The 20,600-nt window shown below is 63.4% G+C and carries 21 protein-coding genes; 5 read left to right on the top strand and 16 right to left on the bottom strand.

Annotation, left to right across the window (positions count from 1 at the left end; genetic code table 11):
• Positions 1–296: 296 nt before the first annotated feature.
• From NCT05_RS12390 to NCT05_RS12370, 5 genes are all read left to right on the top strand, one after another.
• A complete protein-coding gene (locus tag NCT05_RS12390; protein WP_250502346.1) occupies positions 297–1,697 on the top strand; it encodes a phosphomannomutase/phosphoglucomutase in 1,401 nt (466 codons plus the stop codon).
• A gap of 148 nt (positions 1,698–1,845) precedes the next feature.
• A complete protein-coding gene (gene waaC / locus NCT05_RS12385; RefSeq protein ID WP_250502345.1) occupies positions 1,846–2,841 on the top strand; it encodes a lipopolysaccharide heptosyltransferase I in 996 nt (331 codons plus the stop codon).
• Between the two features lie 47 nt (positions 2,842–2,888).
• Positions 2,889–3,773, top strand: coding sequence for a Kdo hydroxylase KdoO (kdoO, locus tag NCT05_RS12380; RefSeq protein WP_034472762.1), 885 nt, complete (start codon positions 2,889–2,891; stop codon positions 3,771–3,773).
• 44 nt (positions 3,774–3,817) lie between these two features.
• Positions 3,818–5,140 (top strand): lipid IV(A) 3-deoxy-D-manno-octulosonic acid transferase, encoded by a 1,323-nt coding sequence (waaA, locus tag NCT05_RS12375; RefSeq protein WP_250457503.1) that lies wholly within the window; start codon positions 3,818–3,820, stop codon positions 5,138–5,140.
• Between the two features lie 165 nt (positions 5,141–5,305).
• Entirely contained in the window at positions 5,306–6,109 is an 804-nt protein-coding gene (locus NCT05_RS12370) for an FkbM family methyltransferase (protein ID WP_034472761.1), read from the top strand.
• Between the two features lie 27 nt (positions 6,110–6,136).
• Here the strand turns inward: NCT05_RS12370 and ureG are convergent, their stop codons facing one another.
• From ureG to urtA, 16 genes are all read right to left on the bottom strand, one after another.
• Positions 6,137–6,787 carry an urease accessory protein UreG gene (gene ureG, locus NCT05_RS12365; protein ID WP_250502344.1) on the bottom strand — a complete coding sequence of 217 codons (651 nt, stop codon included), beginning with the start codon at positions 6,785–6,787 and terminating at the stop codon, positions 6,137–6,139.
• A gap of 11 nt (positions 6,788–6,798) precedes the next feature.
• Positions 6,799–7,479, bottom strand: coding sequence for an urease accessory protein UreF (locus NCT05_RS12360; protein WP_250502343.1), 681 nt, complete (start codon positions 7,477–7,479; stop codon positions 6,799–6,801).
• A complete protein-coding gene (ureE, locus tag NCT05_RS12355) occupies positions 7,466–8,071 on the bottom strand; it encodes an urease accessory protein UreE (RefSeq protein WP_034472758.1) in 606 nt (201 codons plus the stop codon). The genes NCT05_RS12360 and ureE overlap by 14 nt, the downstream gene beginning before the upstream one ends.
• A gap of 1 nt (position 8,072) precedes the next feature.
• Positions 8,073–9,779, bottom strand: a complete 1,707-nt coding sequence (gene ureC / locus NCT05_RS12350) for an urease subunit alpha (protein WP_250502342.1) — start codon at positions 9,777–9,779, stop codon at positions 8,073–8,075.
• A 12-nt stretch (positions 9,780–9,791) separates the two neighbouring features.
• The gene (locus NCT05_RS12345; protein ID WP_008342484.1) at positions 9,792–10,097 is read right to left on the bottom strand and encodes an urease subunit beta; all 306 of its coding nucleotides are present in this window, start codon (positions 10,095–10,097) and stop codon (positions 9,792–9,794) included.
• Between the two features lie 4 nt (positions 10,098–10,101).
• Complete coding sequence (locus NCT05_RS12340; protein WP_008342482.1) at positions 10,102–10,404, bottom strand: urease subunit gamma; 303 nt, start codon at positions 10,402–10,404, stop codon at positions 10,102–10,104.
• 99 nt (positions 10,405–10,503) lie between these two features.
• On the bottom strand, positions 10,504–11,223 hold the full coding sequence (locus NCT05_RS12335; protein ID WP_008342480.1) for an amino acid ABC transporter ATP-binding protein: 720 nt from the start codon (positions 11,221–11,223) through the stop codon (positions 10,504–10,506).
• Positions 11,210–11,860: an amino acid ABC transporter permease gene (locus NCT05_RS12330; RefSeq protein WP_008342479.1), complete on the bottom strand. Its 651-nt coding sequence runs from the start codon at positions 11,858–11,860 to the stop codon at positions 11,210–11,212. The genes NCT05_RS12335 and NCT05_RS12330 overlap by 14 nt, the downstream gene beginning before the upstream one ends.
• The gene (locus NCT05_RS12325; protein WP_250502341.1) at positions 11,857–12,534 is read right to left on the bottom strand and encodes an amino acid ABC transporter permease; all 678 of its coding nucleotides are present in this window, start codon (positions 12,532–12,534) and stop codon (positions 11,857–11,859) included. Before NCT05_RS12325 ends, NCT05_RS12330 begins: the two co-directional genes overlap by 4 nt.
• An 18-nt stretch (positions 12,535–12,552) precedes the next feature.
• The gene (locus tag NCT05_RS12320; RefSeq protein WP_008342474.1) at positions 12,553–13,341 is read right to left on the bottom strand and encodes a transporter substrate-binding domain-containing protein; all 789 of its coding nucleotides are present in this window, start codon (positions 13,339–13,341) and stop codon (positions 12,553–12,555) included.
• Between the two features lie 172 nt (positions 13,342–13,513).
• Complete coding sequence (locus NCT05_RS12315; protein ID WP_250435013.1) at positions 13,514–14,374, bottom strand: urease accessory protein UreD; 861 nt, start codon at positions 14,372–14,374, stop codon at positions 13,514–13,516.
• A 32-nt stretch (positions 14,375–14,406) separates the two neighbouring features.
• Positions 14,407–15,099 (bottom strand): urea ABC transporter ATP-binding subunit UrtE, encoded by a 693-nt coding sequence (gene urtE, locus NCT05_RS12310; RefSeq protein ID WP_008342470.1) that lies wholly within the window; start codon positions 15,097–15,099, stop codon positions 14,407–14,409.
• Positions 15,100–15,249: 150 nt separating this feature from the next.
• Complete coding sequence (gene urtD, locus NCT05_RS12305) at positions 15,250–16,116, bottom strand: urea ABC transporter ATP-binding protein UrtD (RefSeq protein WP_250502340.1); 867 nt, start codon at positions 16,114–16,116, stop codon at positions 15,250–15,252.
• Entirely contained in the window at positions 16,113–17,306 is a 1,194-nt protein-coding gene (gene urtC, locus NCT05_RS12300; protein WP_250435012.1) for an urea ABC transporter permease subunit UrtC, read from the bottom strand. The genes urtD and urtC overlap by 4 nt, the downstream gene beginning before the upstream one ends.
• A 3-nt stretch (positions 17,307–17,309) precedes the next feature.
• Positions 17,310–18,914 (bottom strand): urea ABC transporter permease subunit UrtB, encoded by a 1,605-nt coding sequence (gene urtB / locus NCT05_RS12295; RefSeq protein WP_250502339.1) that lies wholly within the window; start codon positions 18,912–18,914, stop codon positions 17,310–17,312.
• Between the two features lie 77 nt (positions 18,915–18,991).
• Positions 18,992–20,299: an urea ABC transporter substrate-binding protein gene (urtA, locus tag NCT05_RS12290; protein WP_008342462.1), complete on the bottom strand. Its 1,308-nt coding sequence runs from the start codon at positions 20,297–20,299 to the stop codon at positions 18,992–18,994.
• Positions 20,300–20,600 lie beyond the last annotated feature (301 nt).

Below are 20,600 nucleotides of genomic sequence, written 5' to 3'. Positions count from 1 at the left end.
TGAACGCGCAGGCTCCAACCGGCTTCGTCAGAGCGAGCGCAACCACCAGAGCGCCGAAAGACAGCGATTATAAGTGCGATCCGTGGGCCGCCCGCTGCGCCGGTTTTGCATCCATTTGCTTCGAATTGTTTCTTTCGTATTGGTTTACCAGACGCATAGGCAGAATTCGATACGTCATCTGGCAGTCGTTCGCGCGCGCTGTGCATTGCAGCGGCGCGCCAACCGTCACGACCTGCATGCCCTCATGGCTGCATCGCCGAGAAACCATCAACTAATAGAGAGGAGGTAGCCATCTCATGAGCCAAGTTTCCCAATCCATCTTCAAGGCCTACGACATTCGCGGGATCGTCGGCAAGACGGTCGACAAGGACGTCGCTAAGAGCATAGGCCAGTCGTTCGGCAGCGAGATCAAAAAGCAGGGCGGCGATTCGGTCGTGGTCGCGCGCGACGGTCGTCTCTCCGGTCCCGAACTCGTCGGCGCACTCTCGGATGGCCTGCGCGCGGCGGGCGTCGATGTTGTCGATATCGGCATGGTGCCGACTCCGGTCGGCTACTTCGCGGCGAGCGTGCCGCTGCCGTTGCCTTCGGGCGAGCGTCGCGTCGATTCGTGCATCGTCGTGACGGGCAGCCACAATCCGCCCGACTACAACGGCTTCAAGATGGTGCTGCGCGGCGCGGCCATCTACGGCGATCAGATCCAAGGCTTGTACAAGCGCATCGTCGATAACGACTTCACGACGGGCGAAGGCACGTACACCGAATTCGACGTGTCGCAGATGTATCTCGACCGCATCGTGTCGGACGTGAAGCCGGTGCGCGCGATGAAGATCGTCGTCGATACGGGCAACGGCGTCGCGGGCGGTCTCGCGCCGCGTCTTTTCAAGGCGCTCGGCTGCAAGCTGGTCGAACTCTTCACGGAGATCGACGGCAACTTCCCGAATCATCATCCGGATCCGGCGCATCCGGAGAATCTGCAGGACGTCATCAAGGCGCTCAAGGAAACGGACGCGGAAGTCGGCTTTGCGTTCGATGGCGATGGCGACCGTCTCGGCGTCGTCACGAAGGACGGGCAGGTCATCTATCCGGATCGCCAGTTGATGCTGTTCGCGCAGGAAGTGCTGTCGCGCAACAAGGGCGGCCAGATCATTTACGACGTGAAGTGCACGCGCAATCTCGCGAAGTGGGTGCGCGAGCAGGGCGGCGAGCCGGTCATGTGGAAGACCGGCCATTCGCTTGTGAAGGCGAAGCTGCGTGAAACGGGCGCGCCGCTCGCGGGCGAAATGAGCGGCCACGTGTTCTTCAAGGATCGCTGGTACGGCTTCGACGACGGTCTGTACACCGGCGCGCGTATGCTCGAAATCCTGTCGCGCGTGGCCGATCCGAGCAAGCTGCTCAACGATCTGCCGAATTCGCTTTCCACGCCTGAACTGCAATTGAAGTTGCAGGAGGGCGAGAATTTCGAGCTGATCGCGCGTCTGCAGAAATCGGCGAAGTTCACTGGCGCGGACGACGTGCTGACGATCGACGGTCTGCGTGTCGAGTACCCGGATGGGTTCGGGCTGGCGCGTTCGTCGAATACGACGCCGGTCGTCGTGATGCGTTTCGAAGCGGACAACGACGCGGCGCTTAAGCGCATTCAGGAAGATTTTCGTCGGGTGATTCTGGCGGAGAAGCCGGACGCGCAGTTGCCGTTTTAAGTATTGCGGGCGTCACTCGATGCCCGGTGAAAAGCGGCGCAATCGAATCGATTGCGCCGCTTTTTTTGCTTATCCGATGAACGCGCCGCGCTAAAATCCCCGTTTTCCTGCTCACCGCGCCGCGCCGTCCGCGCTTCTCCATCTCAGCGTGCAAAAGATCCTGATCGTCCGCGTGTCGTCGCTTGGCGACGTCGTCCACAACATGCCGGCCATCGCCGACATCCGCCGCCGCTATCCCGATGCGCAAATCGACTGGCTCGTCGAGGAAAGCTTCGCGAGTCTCGTCGAACTCGTACACGGCGTGCGCCGCGCGATTCCGTTTTCGCTCAGGCGCTGGCGCAAGGCGTTCACGTCGCCGGCGAACTGGCGCGAGATCGGCAAGTTCAAGCGCGAGCTCGCCGCCGAAAAATACGATCTCGTCATCGACTGCCAGGGTCTCATCAAGACCGCGTGGGTCGCGAGCCGGGCGCGCGGGCCGCTCGTCGGCCTCGGCAATCGCACCGACGGCGCGGGCTACGAATGGCCGGTGCGCTTTTTCTACGACCGGCGCGTGCCGATCGAACCGCGCACGCATGTCGTCGAGCGCACGCGGCAACTCGTGGCGGCGGCGCTCGACCTGCCGAAGCCGCAAACGACCGACGACATCGACTTCGGCCTCGACACGCGACGCGCGACGCTCGCCGTCTCCGCGCTCGGGCTGAATCTTCCCGTGCCTTACGTCGTGTTCGTGCACGCCACCTCGCGCGCCGACAAGCAATGGCCCGAAGCCGCGTGGATCGAACTGGGCCAAGCGCTCGTGACGCGCGGCGCGTCGATCGTGCTGCCGTGGGGCAGCGAGGCCGAACGCGCAACGAGCGAAAAGCTCGCGAAGGAATTCGGCGCGGCCGCGATCGTGCCGCCGAAGATGTCGCTGCCCGCGGTCGTCGGGCTGATCGACGGTGCCGCGGCGACCGTCGGCGTCGATACCGGTTTGGTGCATATTGCCGCGGCGCTGAAGCGCCCGACCGTCGAGTTGTACAATTTCTCGACCGCATGGCGCACCGGCGGCTATTGGTCGCCGAACGTCGTCAATCTCGGCGACGCGAGCCGGCATCCGACGCTTTCCGAAGTGAAGACCGCGCTCGCGGGCTTCGGCCTGCTGTAGTTTTCACCGCGCTGCGCTGTGTGCGGGCAACTCAAGGTCGTAGACACATGACGGAATCTCAAATCATCGAAGTCGCCTCGGGCGATTGGCAAGGCAAGAACCTGTCCGTGCCGCGCGAGACGCTGCTCGCCGGCGTCGAAAACGGCAAAGTGCTGTATTTCCCCAACCTGCGCTTTCCGATCGAAGGCGGCGAGCTTTCGCTGCTCGATCCGGGCATCGCGGATCCGAAGCGCAAGAACATCAGCCTCGCGCCCAACGGCGGCGCGTTGAACGGCGTGCTCGGCGACAGCGTGATGCAGTCGGCGGTGCGCTCGCTCATCAAGCGCTATCAGGATCATGCGCGTTCGCTCGTCGACGGGCTCTTTCTCGAATACGACGGAAAGCTGCGCGTCGCGCCCACGAGCCTCAGGCTGCGTCAGGTCGAGACGCGCGAAACATCCTGGCGAAAGGACGATGCCCGTCTTCACGTCGATGCCTTCCCGTCGCGGCCAACGCACGGCGAGCGCATCTTGCGCGTGTTCACGAACATCAATCCGAAAGGCGCGCCGCGCGTGTGGCGCGTCGGCGAGCCGTTCGAGGACATGGCGAAGCGTTTCCTGCCCGGCATCAAGGCGCAGGCGCCCGGCTCGGCGTGGCTGATGAATCTGCTGCACATCACGAAGTCGCCGCGCAGCGAGTACGACCATCTCATGCTGCATCTGCATGATGCGATGAAAGCCGATCTCGACTATCAGAAAAATTCGCCGCAGGAGACGATGCCGTTTCCGCCCGGCTCGGTGTGGGTCTGCTTCTCCGATCACACCTCGCATGCGGTGATGTCCGGCCAGTTCATGATGGAGCAGACCTTCTTCCTGCCCGTCAAGGCGATGGCGCGCCCCGATCACGCGCCGCTCGGCATTCTCGAACGCCTGAAGGGCCGGGCGCTCGTTTGAGCGGCGCCGCCTCGTCCGCCGCTACGCCGGGCGCATCGGCTTCCGTGCTCCGGCTCGTCTATCGCGCGCTCTGGTGGATCGTCGCGCCGCTCGCGGTGCTGCGGCTCTACATCCGTTCGCGAAAGGAGCGCGGTTATCGCGAGCATATCGGCGAGCGTTTCGGCCACATCGCGCCGCGCCGCGCCGACGATCTCGCGCCGCTCATCTGGGTGCACGCGGTGTCCGTGGGCGAGACGCGCGCGGCGCAGCCGCTCATCGACGCGCTGATGAAAGCGCATCCCGAAGCGCGCGTGCTGCTCACGCACATGACGCCGAGCGGCCGCGCGACCGGCGTCGAGCTTTTCGGCGACCGCGTGTTGCGCAGCTATCTTCCCTACGATCTGCCCATTCTCGTGCGGCGCTTTCTGCGCGCGTGGCGGCCGTCGCTCGGCATCGTGATGGAAACGGAAGTCTGGCCGACGCTCATCGACGAATGCAAACGCGCCGACGTGCCGCTCGTCTTGACGAACGCGCGCATGTCGGAACGTTCGTACCGGCGCGCGGCGAAGTTCGGGCGCGCCGTGCGCGAGGTGTTCGGCGGCTTTTCGCGTGTGCTCGCGCAGACGCCGTCCGATGCCGAGCGGCTCACCGCGCTCGGCGCGCGCAATGTCGCCGTGCTCGGCAATCTGAAGTTCGACATGACCGCGCCGCCCGAACTGATCGCGCGCGGTCACGCGTGGCGCGCGGCGATCGGCGAGCGGCCCGTGTGGGTCGCGGCGAGCACGCGCGAGGGCGAGGAAACGCTCGTGCTGCGCGCATTCTCGGCCCTCAACGTGCCCGATGCGTTGCTGATTCTCGTGCCGCGTCATCCGCAGCGTTTCGACGAAGTGTCCGCGCTGATCGCGAGTCTCGGGCTGACGAGCGCGCGCCGGTCGGTGTGGGCGCCGAAGCCCGTCGCGGCGGGCTCGGGCGCGGACGTGCCCGAGCCGTTGCCGGCGAGCGTGCAGGTCTTGCTCGGCGATTCGATGGGCGAGCTCGGCGCGTATTATGCGGCCGCGGATCTGGCGTTCATCGGCGGAAGTCTGTTGCCGCTCGGCGGGCAGAATCTGATCGAAGCGTGCGCGGCAGGTGTGCCGGTGCTGATCGGCCCGCACACGTTCAACTTCACGCAGGCGACCAACGATGCGATCGCGGCGGGCGCGGCGTTGCGCGTGCAGGATCCGCAGGAACTCGCGCGCGGTCTGCGCGAGATCTTCGGCGACAAGGCGCGGCGTCTCGCGATGAGCGCGGCGGCTTCGGCGTTCGCGGCGCGGCATCGCGGCGCGACGGAGCGTACCGTGAGCGTGCTGAGCGCGCTGCTTGAAGAGGACAGCGAAGCGGCGAAGTGATCCGACGCGATCTCGCTGTTTCCTGCCGCCAACTGCGCTTTTCCTCAGATGAATCTTGCGAAGTAAGTTCGGAGGATAATGAACTTCCTCGAGCCGATCCTTTCGAACGCATAACAAGCGGCCGGGTGCCTGCGAACGTGCTTCCAACTTTCTTCGAGGACGCGCATGCAAGATCTCATCAAGTCCGTCGTCAAGGACATGTTGCCGCCAAGACTGTTGCGCCTGCTGCGGCCATCCCCAGGACCGACCGACGCATGGGGCACCGTCCGTTACGGCGCGCATGGCCTGATTCTTCCCGGCAATCGGCGCTTCGAATACCGGCCTTGTCCGGCGGATCGCTCGGTTTGTCGGCAGATCTTCTTTCTTCGCGAATACGCGACGGATCATCTCATGCGCGCGAAGGAAATCGCCGCGTTCTATGAGGCTTGCGAAAATCCGCTGATCGTCGATGCGGGCGCCAATATCGGCGCCGCCGCAGTGTGGCACGCGCTCACTTATCCGAAAGCGAAGATCGTCGCCATCGAGCCGGACATATCGAATTTCGCGCTGCTCAACAAGAATGCACAGGCGTTTCCGTCGATCAAACCGCTCAACGCCGCGATCGCGGCCAAGCGCGGCACGCTTTATCTGAACGATCCGGGCGGCGGCGAGTGGGCGTTTCGCACCGCGGAGCAGCCCACCGAGAAAGGCTATGCCGTCGATGCGCTCACGCTCGAAGACGTGATGCCGTCCGGCACGACGCCGTTCATCCTGAAGATCGATATCGAAGGCGCGGAGGCCGACCTGTTCTCGCGCCATTGCGATGCGCTGAACATGTTTCCGGTCATCATCATCGAGCTGCACGACTGGATGCTTCCCGGCGAATCGAACAGCCGCAACTTCCTGCAATGGCAAGTCGCGATGAAGCGGGACTTCGTGCAGGTCGGCGAGAACGCGGTCTCGATATCGAATTCGATCGCGCTGCCGTAACGCGCTGTCGTCACGCGATTTTCCGCGTCAAGCCAGCAGCAAACCCTTCTTCTCGATGAAGCGGATGACTTCGTCGAGCCCATCGAGCGCCTTCAGATTGCACATCACGAAGGGCCGCTCGCCGCGCATCTTCTTCGCGTCGCTCGCCATGATGTCGAGATTCGCGCCGACGTGAGGCGCTAGATCGGTCTTGTTGATGACGAGCAGATCCGACTTCGTGATGCCAGGCCCGCCTTTGCGCGGAATCTTCTCGCCGCCCGCGACATCGATCACGTAGATAGTCAGATCGGAGAGTTCGGGGCTGAAAGTCGCCGCGAGGTTATCGCCGCCCGATTCGATGAACACGATATCCGCATCCGGAAACTTCGACACCATGCGATCGACGGCTTCGAGATTGATCGACGCATCTTCGCGGATTGCCGTATGCGGGCAGCCGCCCGTCTCGACGCCCATGATGCGCTCGGCCGGCAGCGCGCCCGCGACGGTCAGCAGGCGCTGATCTTCCTTCGTGTAGATATCGTTGGTGATGGCGACGAGCTCGTATTTCTCGCGCATCGCCTTGCAGAGCATTTCGAGCAGCGTGGTCTTGCCGGAGCCGACCGGCCCGCCGACACCGACACGCAACGGCGGCAGTTTCTTGGTTCGGCGAGCGGCGGAAGAGTAAGCGGGAGCGTTCATGGAGTGTCGGTTCAGGAGCGGAAAAGCCGCGAATATTGCGATTCGTGCCGCGCGGACAAAACGCCGAGCTGCGGCGCGAAGGTGTTGATGTGTTGAGGCGCTGTATCGAGCGCGCGGCGCACTGCGGCATCGATCGGCTCGCGCAACGCGACGATGATGCGCTGTCCCGCGAGCTGGCCGAGCGGCACGGCCTTGAGCGCGGCGGCCGCCTGATTCTCGACCCAGCTGAATGCGTAGGCCGCGAGCGCGGCGTCGGGTGCCGCATCGTGCGCGAACGCGGCGAACGCGAAGGCGGTCGGCTGCGCGATCGGCTTGATCGCGGCGAGCGTCGCGCGGCGTGCTTCGTCGCCCCATTCGAGCGACACGCACAACTGCGCGAGCGACCAGCCCATCTGCTCCGTTTCGCGTCTCAATTCCGCCGATTCGCGGCTCGCGATGTATTCATCGTTCGCGGCGTTCAGCGCGGCTACGTCGTGCGAACGCCAGTGTTCGATCTGATGCGCGAGCATCGGCAATTCGCCGCGCGCGAGCACGCTGGAAAGGCCGCTCGCGATCCAGTCGCGCGCGCTGTCGCCGTCGTGGATCAGGCCGTGCTCGATCGCCGCTTCGAGCCCTTGCGAATAGCTGAACGCGCCGATCGGCAATGCCGGCGACGCGAGATGCAACAGCGCGGTGAGCTCAGCGATGCGCATGGCCGTGGTGATGATGACCGTGATCGTGACTATGATCGTGACTATGATCGTGGCCGCACGACGAATGATCGTGATCGTGCCCGTGATGCTCGTCGAATACCTTCTGCGCGAGCGCGTAGTCTTCGCTGAACGTCTCGTCGTGGCCGTGCTTGTGTCCGCCGCCGTACGCGCCCGTTTCGGGCTGGAACGGCTGCGATTCGTGCGCGACGAGCACGCCTAAGCGCTTCAGCATGTCTTCGAGCACAGGATCGGCTTCGAGCTTCAGATACTCCGCGCCGACTTCGACCGGCGTATGCCGGTTGCCGAGGTGATAGGCCGCACGCGTCAAGAGACGCACGCTCGGCGCGCGCACGATGAGCACGTCCTCCGCCGCCGCGACGACGCGCACGAAGCCGCCGTCGTCGGCGACGAGCATGTCGCCATCCGCAAGCACGGTGCCGCGCGGCATGACGAGGGCGACTTCCTCGCCGTTGTCGAGCGTGGCGGCGAGGCGGCTCTTGCAGCGCGCATCGAAGGGAAGAGTCAGCGTGGGCGCGCGTTTTTTGAGGACGTCGGCAAGCTTCGCGGTCAGACGTTTGTCGATGGTACGCATATCAGAACAAGAAGTAACGCTGCGCCATCGGCAGAACGGTGGCGGGATCGCATGTGAGCAATTGTCCGTTGGCGATCACCTGATAGGTCTGCGGATCGACGCTGATGGACGGCTGCCATGCATTGTGAATCATGTCGGCCTTCGTCACATTGCGGCAGTTCCTGACCGCGACGATCTGCTTTTGCAAGCCATAACGATCCGCGATGCGCGCCTCCATCGCCATCTGCGATACGAATGTCAGCGACGTCTTGCCGAGTGCGCCGCCGCGTGTCGCGAACATCTCGCGATAATGCACCGGCTGTGGCGTCGGAATGGACGCGTTCGGGTCGCCCATTTGCGCGACCGCGATCATGCCGCCCTTGACGATCATCGCGGGCTTCACGCCGAAGAACGCGGGTTCCCAGAACACCAGGTCGGCCCACTTGCCCGGCTCGATCGAGCCGACTTCATGCGCGATGCCGTGCGTGATTGCCGGATTGATCGTGTACTTGGCGACATAGCGCTTCGCGCGGAAATTATCGTTACGCGTGCTGTCTTCGGGCAACGCGCCGCGCTGCACCTTCATCTTGTGCGCGGTCTGCCATGTGCGAATGATGACTTCACCGACGCGGCCCATTGCTTGGGAATCCGAAGAAAGCATCGACAGCGCGCCGAGATCGTGAAGGATGTCTTCGGCCGCGATGGTCTCGCGACGAATCCGCGATTCCGCGAACGCGATGTCTTCCGCGATCGACGGATCGAGGTGATGGCACACCATCAGCATGTCGAGATGCTCATCGAGCGTGTTGACGGTGTAGGGGCGCGTCGGATTCGTGGAAGAGGGCAGCACGTTCGATTCGCCCGCGACCTTGATGATGTCCGGCGCATGGCCGCCGCCCGCGCCTTCTGTGTGATACGTGTGGATCGTGCGGCCCTTGAACGCGGCGATGGTCGTTTCGACGAAGCCCGCTTCGTTCAGCGTGTCGGTGTGGATGGCGACTTGCGTGTCGGTGTCGTCGGCGACGCTCAAGCAATTGTCGATCGCGGCGGGCGTCGTGCCCCAATCCTCGTGCAGCTTCAGGCCGATCGCGCCCGCTTTCACCTGCTCGATCAGCGGCTCCGGCAGGCTCGCGTTCCCCTTGCCGAGAAAGCCGAGATTGACGGGCCAGCCGTCGGCGGCCTGCAGCATGCGCTCCATGTGCCACGGGCCCGGCGTGCAGGTTGTCGCGTTGGTGCCGGTCGCGGGGCCGGTGCCGCCGCCGAGCATCGTCGTGACGCCGCTCGCGAGCGCTTCGTCGATCTGTTGCGGGCTGATGAAGTGAATGTGCGTATCGACGCCGCCCGCCGTCACGATCATGCCTTCGCCCGCGATCACTTCCGTCGCCGCGCCGATCGCGATGTTCACGTTCGGCTGAATGTCCGGATTGCCCGCCTTGCCGATGGCGAAGATGCGTCCACCCTTGATGCCGATATCGGCCTTCACGATGCCCCAGTGATCGAGGATCAGCGCATTGGTCACGACGGTATCGACGACGTCGGCGGCGGGGCGCTGCGACTGGCCCATGCCGTCGCGAATCACCTTGCCGCCGCCGAACTTCACTTCTTCGCCGTAGGTCGTGAAGTCGCGTTCCACTTCGATGATGAGATCGGTGTCGGCGAGGCGCACGCGGTCGCCGGTGGTCGGGCCGAACATTTCCGCATAAGCGCGGCGGCCGATGCGTAGCGTCATATCTGTCCTTTTTTAGAGCGGGCCCATGACGAGCGCGTTGAAGCCGTACACATGGCGATCGCCGGCCAGCGCGACGAGTTCGACGGTGCGTTCCTGACCGGGTTCGAAGCGGACTGCCGTGCCCGCCGCGATGTTCAATCGGAAGCCGCGCGCCTTCTCGCGCTCGAATTTGAGCGCCGCGTTGACTTCGTAGAAGTGGAAGTGCGAGCCGACCTGCACCGGCCGGTCGCCATGATTCGCGACGACGACCGTAACCGTCTCGCGGCCCGCATTGAGCTCGTGCTCGCCATCGTCGATGAAATATTCGCCGGGGATCATGGTGTCAGGGAATCGGATGATGAACGGTGACGAGCTTGGTGCCGTCGGGGAAGGTCGCTTCGATCTGGATGTCGGGAATCATCTCGGGCACGCCTTCCATCACGTCGTCGCGCGTGAGCAGCGTGGTGCCGTAGTGCATGACTTCGGCGACGGTCTTGCCGTCGCGCGCCGCTTCCATCAATGCCGCCGATATGAACGCGACCGCTTCCGGATGATTGAGCTTGAGGCCGCGCGCGCGGCGACGCTCGGCGAGCAGGGCCGCTGTGAAGATCAGCAGCTTGTCCTTTTCTCTGGGCGTGAGTTTCATGGGCTTCTTCTATGGAGAAAAGTGTTTCGGGCTTTGCAATGCTAGCACCGGAATGCCGCGTCTCATGCGCTTTTAAGGGGCTTTCGGTAGGCTTTCGGCTTACTGGATGAAGCGCTGCAACTCCACGGTCGACGGCCGCTCGAAGATGGCGTCCGGCGCGCCCGATTCCCACACGCGCCCCTGATGCATGAACACGACCTTGTCGCTCACCTTGCGCGCGAAGCGCATTTCGTGCGTGACCATGATGAGCGTCATGCCGTCGCGCGCGAGGTCTTCGACGACCGCTAGCACTTCGCCGACGAGTTCGGGATCGAGCGCCGATGTGATCTCATCGCAGAGCAGCACGGTCGGCTTCATCGCAAGTGCGCGCGCGATCGCGACGCGTTGCTGCTGACCGCCCGAAAGCTGATCGGGAAAAGCATCGAACTTGTCGCCGAGACCGACGCGTTCGAGCACGGTGTGCGCCGTCGCGCGCGCCTTCGCCCTGTGGATCTTCCTGACGACGGTCTGCGCGAGCATCACGTTTTCGCCCGCGGTGAGATGCGGAAAGAGGTTGTACTGCTGAAACACCATGCCGACTTTCAGCCGCAGCGCGCGCAGGTCGGCATGACGCGCATCGATATGCTCGCCGTCGATTTCGATCGAGCCTTCGTCGATGCTCTCCAGACCGTTGAGCGTGCGCAGCAACGTGCTCTTGCCCGAGCCGCTGCGCCCGATGATCGACACGACTTGTCCGCGCTCGACGGCGAAGTCGATGCCCTTCAGCACCTGATTCGCGCCGAACTGCTTCTGAAGATTGCGGGTTTCAACGAGCGGCATTCCATTTCCTTTCGAGCGTGCGCGCATAGCGCGTCAGCGGATAGCAAAGCAAGAAGTAGATAACGGCGACGAGCCCATACACGAGAAACGGCCGGAAAGTTGCGTTCGAAATCATCGTGCCAGCCTTCGTCAGTTCCGTGAAGCCGATGATCGATACGAGCGCCGTATCCTTCACCGCCTGCACCGCGAAGCCGACCGTCGGGCCGACCGCGATGCGCGTCGCTTGCGGCAGGATCACGTGACGAAGCTGCTCCATGTAACTCATCGCGAGCGACGACGATGCTTCCCACTGGCCCTTCGGCACCGCTTCGACCGCGCCGCGCCAGATCTCCGCGAGATACGCGCTCGTGAAGAGCGTGAGACCGACGCTCGCCGCGAGCCACGGCGACACGTCGATGCCGAGCAAGGGCAGGCCGAAGAACACGAGGAACAACTGCATGAGAAGCGGCGTGCCCTGAAAGAGCTGGATATAGCCTTTGACGAGCATGCGCAGCACTTGCGATTTCGACACGCGCATGACGAGCAGCACGAAGCCGACGATGCCGCCCAACACGAACGACACGATCGACAGCACGACGGTCCAGCGCGCCGCGAGCAGCAGGTTCTCGAAGATCTGCGCGAGCGTGAATTCGATCATCGCGCGGCGCTCCGGTGGTTCATCAGAAAGCGCTTGCCCATGGCGTTCAATGCGGCGCGCAGAGCGAGCGCCATCACGAGATACGCGGCCGTGATGAAGAAGCACGTCTCGAACGCGCGGAAGTTGCGCGACTGGATATAGCTCGCGGCATACGTGAGATCGGGCACCGATATCTGCGAGACGACCGCCGAGCCGAGCATCGTAATGACGATCTGGCTCGTCAATGCGGGGAACACTTTGGCGAGCGCTTGCGGCAACACGACATGACGGAACGTCTCGCCACGCGACATTGCGAGCGATGCCGCCGCTTCGAGATGACCCTTCGGCACGGCGGCGACGCCCGCGCGCACGATCTCGATCGAGTACGCGCCGAGATTGAGCGTCATCGCGAGAATGGCCGCGACGTATTCGCTGAGATGAATGCCGAGCGCGGGCAGGCCGAAGAATACGAAGAACAGTTGCACGATGAACGGCGTGTTGCGGACCGCTTCGACATAGGCGCCGACGATCGCCGCGAGCCACGCATGCCGGCTGTTGCGCGCGGCGGCGCGGAGCACGCCGACCGACACGCCGAGCGCCGTCGAGACTGCGGTCAGCGCGAGCGTGGTCGCCGCGCCGCTCGCGAACATGCCCGCGTACTGCGCGAGATCGGCGAATTGAAGTTCATAGGCCATACGATGCCGCGCTCCCGATCAAAGGGTCGCGGGCAGCGGCTGGTTGAACCACTTCTTCGACATCGTGTTGAGCGTGCCGTCCTTCTTCGCCTGCGCGATGGTGTCGTCCACTTTCGACATCAGGCGCGGCTCGTTCTTGTTCATGCCGACGAAGCACGGCGAATCCTTGATGATGAACTTCGCTTCCGGCCGGCGCGGCGGATTCTTCGACAGGATCGCCGCCGCGACGATGTTGCCCGCCGCGATCAGTTGCACCTGTCCCGAGAGAAAGGCCGAGATGGTCGCGTTGTTGTCCTCGAAGCGCTTGATGGTCGCGTTGGGCGCCATCTGCGAGAGCGCGATCTCTTCGAGCGCGCCGCGCGTGGCGCCGACGGTCTTGCCGGTGAGATCGGCGGGGCTCGTCACCTTGATGTCGGCGGGGCCGAACACGCCTTGAAAGTAGGGCGCGTAAGCCGTCGAGAAGTCGAGCACCTTCTCGCGTTCCGGCGTCTTGCCGAGCGACGAGATCACGAGATCGACCTTGTTGGTCGTCAGATACGGGATGCGGTTCGCGCTGTTGACGGGCACGAGTTCGAGCTTCACGTTCATCGACTTGGCGAGCAGCGCGGCCATGTCGACGTCGTAGCCTTGCGGTTTCATGTCGGCGCCGACCGAGCCGAAGGGCGGATAGTCTTCGGGCACGGCGACGCGCAGCGTGCCGTTCTTCGCGATGGTGTCGAGCGCGTCGGCATGCGCGGCGAGAGGCGCGAGGGAAAGCAGCAGCGCGACGAGTGCGGTGCGCCGCGTGCGGGAAAAAGTCGTGAGCATCGATGATCCTTCGGTCTTGAACGGCCGCGTTGGAATGCGCGGCTCTCGAGCGAAGGCTTAAAGCGAGAGTCGTGCCATCGATGCCTATTTCTTATGCTGTCAGCGTTTGCCGGTTGCGCGTAAATCGTCGCGCACAATCCATGTGCAGACGCGTGCGCTTCGTTGGTGCGTACTAGGTAGTCCACAAACGCAGAGGTCGCGCATCGACGCCATGCACGAGCGGACGAAGACGCGACCAGCAATCGGTGAGTGCGTTTTGCAGCGGTTCCATGGAGCGGCTGATCGCGCGCACGATCAGCACGCCCGGCGCGACGCACGATGCGCCTGCGCGGAGCTCATCGTCGAAGGGCAGATGTGCGGCGAGGGTCTCGGCGAGGGCATCGTCGCATGCGGGGCCGATCGCCCAGAGCGTGCCGTAAGCGGGGAAGCCCGCGAGACCTTGAGCGGAGTCGCGCAGCGGATCGCGCGCATCGAGCAGCGTGCGTTCGAACCAGAGCGTCGAACCATTGCGATGCGCGATACGCGATGTCGCCTTGATATGCCCTTGCGTCCACTTTTCGCCGGCGGCGGCGCGGCCGAGCAGCATCGCGTCCCAGCCGATCGCGCTCGCGCCTTCATCGAGTGTCAGGTTGAATTCGAGTTCGACGTTCGACGATTCGAACACGATGTTGTTTTGCGGCAGCCAGTCGAGCTTCGCGTGCGCGGCGAGATCGATATCGATGCGCTGCGTCGCGAGCTTGCCGTTGGCCTTGTACCACTTGGTCGCGCCGGGCGTCGTGATGACGGCGTGCGTGTCTTGGTGCAGACGAACGTCGATGGAAAGACGATCGCCGCCCGCGACGCCGCCGGGCGGGTGCACGATCACCGAATGACAGATATCGCCTTCGGGATAGAGCGGCCGTTGCAGCCGCAATGGGCCTTCGTGCTTGCGATGAACGCAGACGGTGCGGCCGTGCTGACGCGCGTAGCCGAGTTCGAGCGAGCCGCGCCAGATGTTCGGATCGGCGAGTGTTGCGTGCGATTCGTGGTGCATGAGCGATGCGTTTTTCTAGAGCGGAGCCTCGATCATACGGCGATCAGCTCGCGCACTCCATGCGCGTCCATTTCCGAGCCCGCGCCGCCCGCGACGATTTCGCCGCGGCTCATGACCCAGTATCGATCGGCGAGTTCGCGCGCGAAGTCGTAATACTGCTCGACGAGCAGGACGGTCATGCCCATTTCGTCGACGAGTTGCCGAAGCGTTCGGCCGATATCGCGGATGATCGATGGCTGAATGCCTTCGGTCGGCTCGTCGAGGATGAGCAGTTGCGGCTCGCTCATCAGCGCGCGGCCGATTGCGAGTTGCTGTTGTTGACCGCCGGAGAGATCGCCGCCTCGGCGGTTCTTCATGTCTTTGAGGACGGGGAACAGCGCGTAGATGTGATCGGGAATCTTCGATGGCGCTTTGCGGCTCGCTGCGCCGACGAGCAGGTTTTCTTCGACGGTGAGACGGCCGAAGATGTCGCGGCCTTGCGGCACGTAGGCGAGGCCGTTTGCGACGCGCGCGTGGGTGGGCATCGAGGAGAGCTTGTTGCCGCGCCAGGCGATGGTGCCGCTTTTTGTCGGGACGACACCCATCAGGCAGCGAAGGAGCGTCGTTTTGCCCACGCCGTTGCGGCCCAGCAGGACGGTGAGTTTTCCATCGGGGACGGTGAGTTTCACATCGCGGAGGATGTGGCTGCCGCCATAGTATTGGTTCAGGTTTTCGACTTCTAGCATTTGCTTTGTCTCTTGGTCTGCGCTTGTTTGCTTACGCTTGCGTGGAGTCCTGTGATCGCGTCGGTCTATTAGCACTGCCCCGCACAGGGGCAACGCTAATCGACCACTAAGAAAACAGGCTTCCACGACGACCCACGCCGACATAAAACACTAACGCCCAAGATAAGACTCAATAACGGCCTCGTCCCGTTTGACGTCATCGAGCGTGCCTTCGGCAAGAACACTCCCCTCAGCCATAACAGTAACCTTCCCGCTATCTCCCGAAAGCGCAGCAACAAACTCCATATCATGCTCGACGACCATCATCGAACACGACCCACGCAGCTTGTTGAGCAACTCCGCGAGTTCCATCGTTTCATGATCGGTCATGCCGGCCGCAGGCTCATCGAGCAGCAAGAGAGCAGGCTGCTGCATCAACAACATGCCGATTTCGAGCCGCTGCTTCTGCCCATGCGACAACTCGCCCGCAAGCCGCGTCGCCTGATGCTGAAGGCGAATCAGCTCGAGCGTCTCTTCGATGCGAGCCTGCGCGGCACCATCCAGCCGCGCCCTCAACGATGCGAACCAGCGCTTGTCCGTCTTCATCGCGAGTTCGAGGTTCTCCCACACCGGATGATTCTCGAACACAGTCGGCTTCTGAAACTTGCGCCCGATGCCCGTGCGCGCAATCACCGGCTCCGACATGCGCGTGAGATCGAACGTCTGCCCGAGAAAAACCTTGCCGTCGTCGGGACGTGTCTTGCCGGTGATGACATCCATCATCGTCGTCTTGCCCGCGCCGTTCGGGCCGATCACGCAGCGCAACTCGCCCACATCGATCGACAACGTCAGCTTGTTCAGCGCGCGAAAGCCGTCGAAGCTCACGGTGACGTCCTCGAGATAGAGGATCGTGCCGTGCGATACATCGATCTCGCCGGGCGCGAGCACATGCCCCAGACCCGACGACACGTTGATGTTCTTGTGGCTCGTCTCCGGAATCGGCGGCAAATCCACGATCAATGCGTTATGTACAGTCATTCGGCAGCGTCTCCATGCGCCTTCTTGCGGCGCGCGAGATCGATCAGTCCCATGATGCCGTTCGGCAGAAGCAAGGGCACGAGCGTGAAGATGAGGCCGAGGAAAAACAGCCAATACTCCGCGAAATAGGCGGTGAAAAAGCTCTTCGCGCCGTTGACGGCGAACGCGCCGACGATCGGTCCGATCAGCGTGCCGCGTCCGCCGACCGCGACCCAGATCGCCATTTCGATCGAGTTCGCGGGCGACATCTCGCTCGGATTGATGATGCCGACCTGCGGCACATACAACGCGCCCGCGATGCCGCACAACACCGCCGACACCGTCCAGATGAAGAGCTTGTACGCGAGCGGGCTATAGCCGAGGAACATCAGGCGCGCTTCGCCGTCGCGCACGCCGGTGACGACTCGCCCGAGCTTCGACGTGACGATCCATCTCGCCGCGAGAAACGCGAGCACGAGCACCGCGAACGTGATGAGAAAGAGGGCGGTGCGCGTGCCCGGATGCGTGATTGGAAAGCCCGCGATGCGCTTGAAGTCGGTGAAGCCGTTGTTGCCGCCGAAGCCCGTTTCGTTGCGATAGAAAAGCAGCATCGCGGCGAAGGTCATCGCCTGCGTGATGATCGACAGATACACGCCCTTGACGCGCGAGCGGAACGTGAAGAAGCCGAACACCCACGCAAGCACGCCAGGCACGAGGACGACGAGCAACAGCGCATACCAGAGATGTTCCGTGCCCTCCCAGTACCACGGCAGCTTGTGCCAGTCGAGAAACACCATGAAGTCGGGAAGATCGCTTTGATACGTCCCCTCGCGGCCGATCGAGCGCATCAGGTACATGCCCATCGCGTAGCCGCCGAGCGCGAAGAAAAGCGCATGGCCCAAGCTCAGAATGCCGCAATAGCCCCATACGAGGTCGAGCGCGAGCGCGCCGATTGCGTAGCACATGAGCTTGCCGACGAGCGTCATCGCATAAGCCGAGAGATGGAACGTGCTCGTTTCCGGCAGCACGAGCGCGCTGACGGGCACGAAGATCACCATCGCGATGACGAGCGCGATCAACGCGAGCCAGCCTTTCTTCGGCAAGAGCGCGGCGCGCGGCGGCAGGCCGAGCGCGAAGCCTGCGCGCGCCGCGCCCGGATCGGGTTGCGGCGTGACGTCGAGGTTCGTGCCGACATTGGTCGAGGCGGTCATGTCTCAAGCCTCCGCGCTGCGGCCCTTGAGGGCGAACATGCCCTGCGGACGCTTCTGGATGAACAACACGATGAGCACGAGCACCGCGATCTTCGCGAGCACCGCGCCCCAGAACGGCTCGACCGCCTTGCTGACGAGCCCGAGCCCGAAGCCGCCGATCACCGTGCCCGCGAGCTGGCCGACGCCGCCGAGCACCACCGCCATGAACGAATCGATGATGTAGCTCTGTCCGAGATCGGGCCCGACGTTGCCGATCTGCGAGAGCGCGCAGCCGCCGAGTCCCGCGATGCCCGCACCGAACGCGAACGCGTACGAATCGACACGCGCTGTCTTGACGCCGACGCACGCGGCCATGCGGCGGTTCTGCGTCACCGCGCGCACGAAGAGGCCGAGGCGCGTCTTCGTGAGCACGCCCCACGCGATCGCGACGACGGCGAGCGAGAACGCGAGGATCGTCAGACGGTTGTACGGGAGGATGAGGTTCTGCATCACGGTGACGCCGCCGCTCATCCACGAGGGATTCGTCACCTGCACGTTCTGCGCGCCGAAGAGCGTGCGCGTCGCCTGAATCAGGATCAGGCTGATGCCGAAGGTCGTCAGCAGCGTTTCGAGCGGACGTCCGTAGAGATGCTTCAGCACGAGCCTTTCGAGCACGATGCCGACGAGCCCCGCGGCGATGAACGACGCAGGCACCGCGAAGAGCGGATACCAGTTGAACGCGGCGGGCGCGTAATGCCGCACGAGGTTCTGCACGACATAGGTCGCATAGGCGCCGATCATCAGGAACTCGCCGTGCGCCATGTTGATGACGCCGATCAGCCCATATGTGATCGCAAGCCCGAGCGCCGCGAGCAGCAGCACGCTGCCGAGCGAGAGGCCCGCGAAGATCGTGCCGAAGATTTCGCTGCGGCGCTGAATCGAATCGAGTGCGTAGATGCCTTCCTGAGCCGCGTTGCGTACGCGTTCGTCGGGTTCGTTGAACGTGCCGTCGGCCTTCTTCGCGACGATCGGGCGCAGCAGTTCGTACATGTCGAGGTCATGGCGCGCCGCGACGAGTTGCGCGGCTTCGAGACGCCTGTTCACGTCGGGATCGTGCAGCGCGGTCATCGCCCAGAGCGTGTCGAGGCGCTTCTTTAGTTCGGAATCCTTTTCGATGGCGCGGGCTCGGTCGATCATCGGCTTCATCGATGCGTCCGGGTTCTTCAGCAACGCAGCGATGGCGTCGCGGCGTTTGGCCGTATCGGGCGATGCGAGCTGCAGCCCCGACAACGCGCCCGCGACCTTCGTGCGCAGCAGATTGTTCAGCGTGATCGGCTGCGCATCGGGCGCTTCGGCGGTCTTGCCGGTGATCGCGTCCTTCGTGCCGTCATCGGTCTGAATGTAGACGTGACCGTTATCGGTCGCGACGAGCGAGCCATCGGACAGCGCGCCGAGCACGGCGATGGAAGGCGCATCGGCATTGGCAATGAGCTTGTCGATGGCGGCGGTCTTGGCTTCGAAGTCGTCGCCGGCGAGCGGGGCGAGATCGTCGTTGGTGAGCGCGTGGGCCGCGAGCGACGTCATCGCGAGGATGAGCGCAAAGAGCGCGCGCTTGAGGGAGCCGGTCATGTGGGCCTTTCCGTTAGAACTCGAAAGGCCGCGCGCATCGCATGAAACGCGCGGCCTCGCTGCATCGACGTCACGCGTTACGCGACACGCACACGCTGACGGCGCAGGAACGCGGGAATCGAGCTGACGACATCCGGCTTGCCCTCGTTGCCCGCGATATACGGGCTCCACGGCTGCGCGCGTATGGCGGTCTTCGTCTTCCAGACGACGTTGAACTGACCGTCGCCGCGAATTTCGCCGATCATCACGGGCTTATGCAGATGATGGTTGCCGTCCATCGTCAGCGTGAAGCCGGAAGGCGCGGCGAAGGTCTGACCGACCATCGCGGTGCGGACCTTGTCGACATCGGCGCTCTTCGCCTTTTCGACGGCCTGCTTCCACATGTGGATGCCGACGAAGGTCGCTTCCATCGGATCGTTGGTGACGCGCTTGTCGCCGCCCGGAAGGTTCTGCGCCTTTGCGTACGCGAAGAATTCCTTCTCGAACTTCGAGTTGTTCGGGTTCTTCACCGACATGAAGTAGTTCCATGCGGCAAGATGGCCGACGAGCGGTTTCGTGTCGATGCCGCGCAGTTCCTCTTCGCCGACCGAGAACGCGACGACAGGCACGTCCGTCGCTTTCAGGCCCTGGTTGCCGAGTTCCTTGTAGAACGGTACGTTCGAATCGCCGTTGATCGTAGAGATGACAGTCGTCTTTCCCCCTTGGGCAAAGGTCTTGATGTTCGCGACGATGGTTTGATAGTCGCTATGTCCGAACGGTGTGTAGACCTCCTGAATGTCTGCATCTTTCACGCCCTTGGAGTGAAGGAACGCGCGCAGGATCTTGTTGGTCGTGCGCGGGTACACGTAGTCGGTGCCGAGCAGGAAGAAGCGCTTGGCGCTGCCGCCTTCCGGTCCCATCAGATATTCGACGGCGGGAATCGCCTGCTGATTCGGCGCGGCGCCCGTATAGAACACGTTGCGGGACATCTCTTCGCCTTCGTACTGCACGGGGTAGAAGAGCAGGCCGTTGAGTTCCTCGAACACCGGCAGCACGGACTTGCGCGACACCGAGGTCCAGCAGCCGAACACGACCGCGCACTTGTCCTGCGTGAGAAGCTGACGCGCCTTCTCGGCGAAGAGCGGCCAGTTCGAAGCGGGATCGACGACGACGGGCTGAATCTGCCGGCCCATGACGCCGCCGCTCTTGTTGATATCGGCGATGGTCATGAGTGCCGTGTCTTTCAGCGACGTCTCGGAGATCGCCATCGTGCCCGACAGCGAATGGAGGATGCCGACCTTGATCGGACCGGTATCGGCGGCGTGGGCTTTCGTGATCGGAAGTTGGCCCGCAAGGGCGAGCGCGCCCGACATGGAGCCGAACTTCAGCAGACTGCGTCGTTTCATTTCTGTGTTCCCCTTGCCGATGTGGATGTTTGAGCAATGACGATTGCTCGGAGCGTTCTGCAAGGGGTATGCCAATTGGGGTCTTTTGCCCTAATGGCGGGGGTTTGCGGGGAATCGCAGGGAAGTTTTACTTCGGGGGATGGGGGTTAGCGGGCGAGGTTTTGGTGCATGCACGGGGGATGTGCATCGTTGCGGTGCGGGTTTCGTTCTTTTTCGCCGGCTCGCGATTACGCGTCGGTCTATTGGGACTGCCCTGCACAAGGGCAGTGCCAACAGACCGACGCGATCACAGGCTTCCGCG

The organism is Caballeronia sp. AZ7_KS35 (assembly GCF_023631045.1).
GTDB classification, from domain to species: Bacteria; Pseudomonadota; Gammaproteobacteria; order Burkholderiales; family Burkholderiaceae; genus Caballeronia; species Caballeronia zhejiangensis.
This window is presented reverse-complemented; position numbering and strand designations above follow the sequence as displayed.

Bases quoted from the DNA above. Each gene is read 5' to 3' on its own strand.
- NCT05_RS12335 (WP_008342480.1), bottom strand. From the start codon at position 11,223: ATGCCGCTCGTTGAAACCCGCAATCTTCAGAAGCAGTTCGGCGCGAAT.
- NCT05_RS12315 (WP_250435013.1), bottom strand. From the start codon at position 14,374: ATGCACCACGAATCGCACGCAACACTCGCCGATCCGAACATCTGGCGC.
- ureG (WP_250502344.1), bottom strand. From the start codon at position 6,787: ATGAACGCTCCCGCTTACTCTTCCGCCGCTCGCCGAACCAAGAAACTG.
- NCT05_RS12390 (WP_250502346.1), top strand. From the start codon at position 297: ATGAGCCAAGTTTCCCAATCCATCTTCAAGGCCTACGACATTCGCGGG.
- kdoO (WP_034472762.1), top strand. From the start codon at position 2,889: ATGACGGAATCTCAAATCATCGAAGTCGCCTCGGGCGATTGGCAAGGC.
- urtD (WP_250502340.1), bottom strand. From the start codon at position 16,116: ATGACTGTACATAACGCATTGATCGTGGATTTGCCGCCGATTCCGGAG.
- NCT05_RS12370 (WP_034472761.1), top strand. From the start codon at position 5,306: ATGCAAGATCTCATCAAGTCCGTCGTCAAGGACATGTTGCCGCCAAGA.
- NCT05_RS12320 (WP_008342474.1), bottom strand. From the start codon at position 13,341: ATGCTCACGACTTTTTCCCGCACGCGGCGCACCGCACTCGTCGCGCTG.
- NCT05_RS12340 (WP_008342482.1), bottom strand. From the start codon at position 10,404: ATGAAACTCACGCCCAGAGAAAAGGACAAGCTGCTGATCTTCACAGCG.
- urtB (WP_250502339.1), bottom strand. From the start codon at position 18,914: ATGACCGGCTCCCTCAAGCGCGCGCTCTTTGCGCTCATCCTCGCGATG.
- NCT05_RS12345 (WP_008342484.1), bottom strand. From the start codon at position 10,097: ATGATCCCCGGCGAATATTTCATCGACGATGGCGAGCACGAGCTCAAT.
- urtE (WP_008342470.1), bottom strand. From the start codon at position 15,099: ATGCTAGAAGTCGAAAACCTGAACCAATACTATGGCGGCAGCCACATC.
- urtC (WP_250435012.1), bottom strand. From the start codon at position 17,306: ATGACCGCCTCGACCAATGTCGGCACGAACCTCGACGTCACGCCGCAA.
- ureC (WP_250502342.1), bottom strand. From the start codon at position 9,779: ATGACGCTACGCATCGGCCGCCGCGCTTATGCGGAAATGTTCGGCCCG.
- NCT05_RS12325 (WP_250502341.1), bottom strand. From the start codon at position 12,534: ATGGCCTATGAACTTCAATTCGCCGATCTCGCGCAGTACGCGGGCATG.
- NCT05_RS12360 (WP_250502343.1), bottom strand. From the start codon at position 7,479: ATGCGCATCGCTGAGCTCACCGCGCTGTTGCATCTCGCGTCGCCGGCA.
- urtA (WP_008342462.1), bottom strand. From the start codon at position 20,299: ATGAAACGACGCAGTCTGCTGAAGTTCGGCTCCATGTCGGGCGCGCTC.
- ureE (WP_034472758.1), bottom strand. From the start codon at position 8,071: ATGCGTACCATCGACAAACGTCTGACCGCGAAGCTTGCCGACGTCCTC.
- NCT05_RS12330 (WP_008342479.1), bottom strand. From the start codon at position 11,860: ATGATCGAATTCACGCTCGCGCAGATCTTCGAGAACCTGCTGCTCGCG.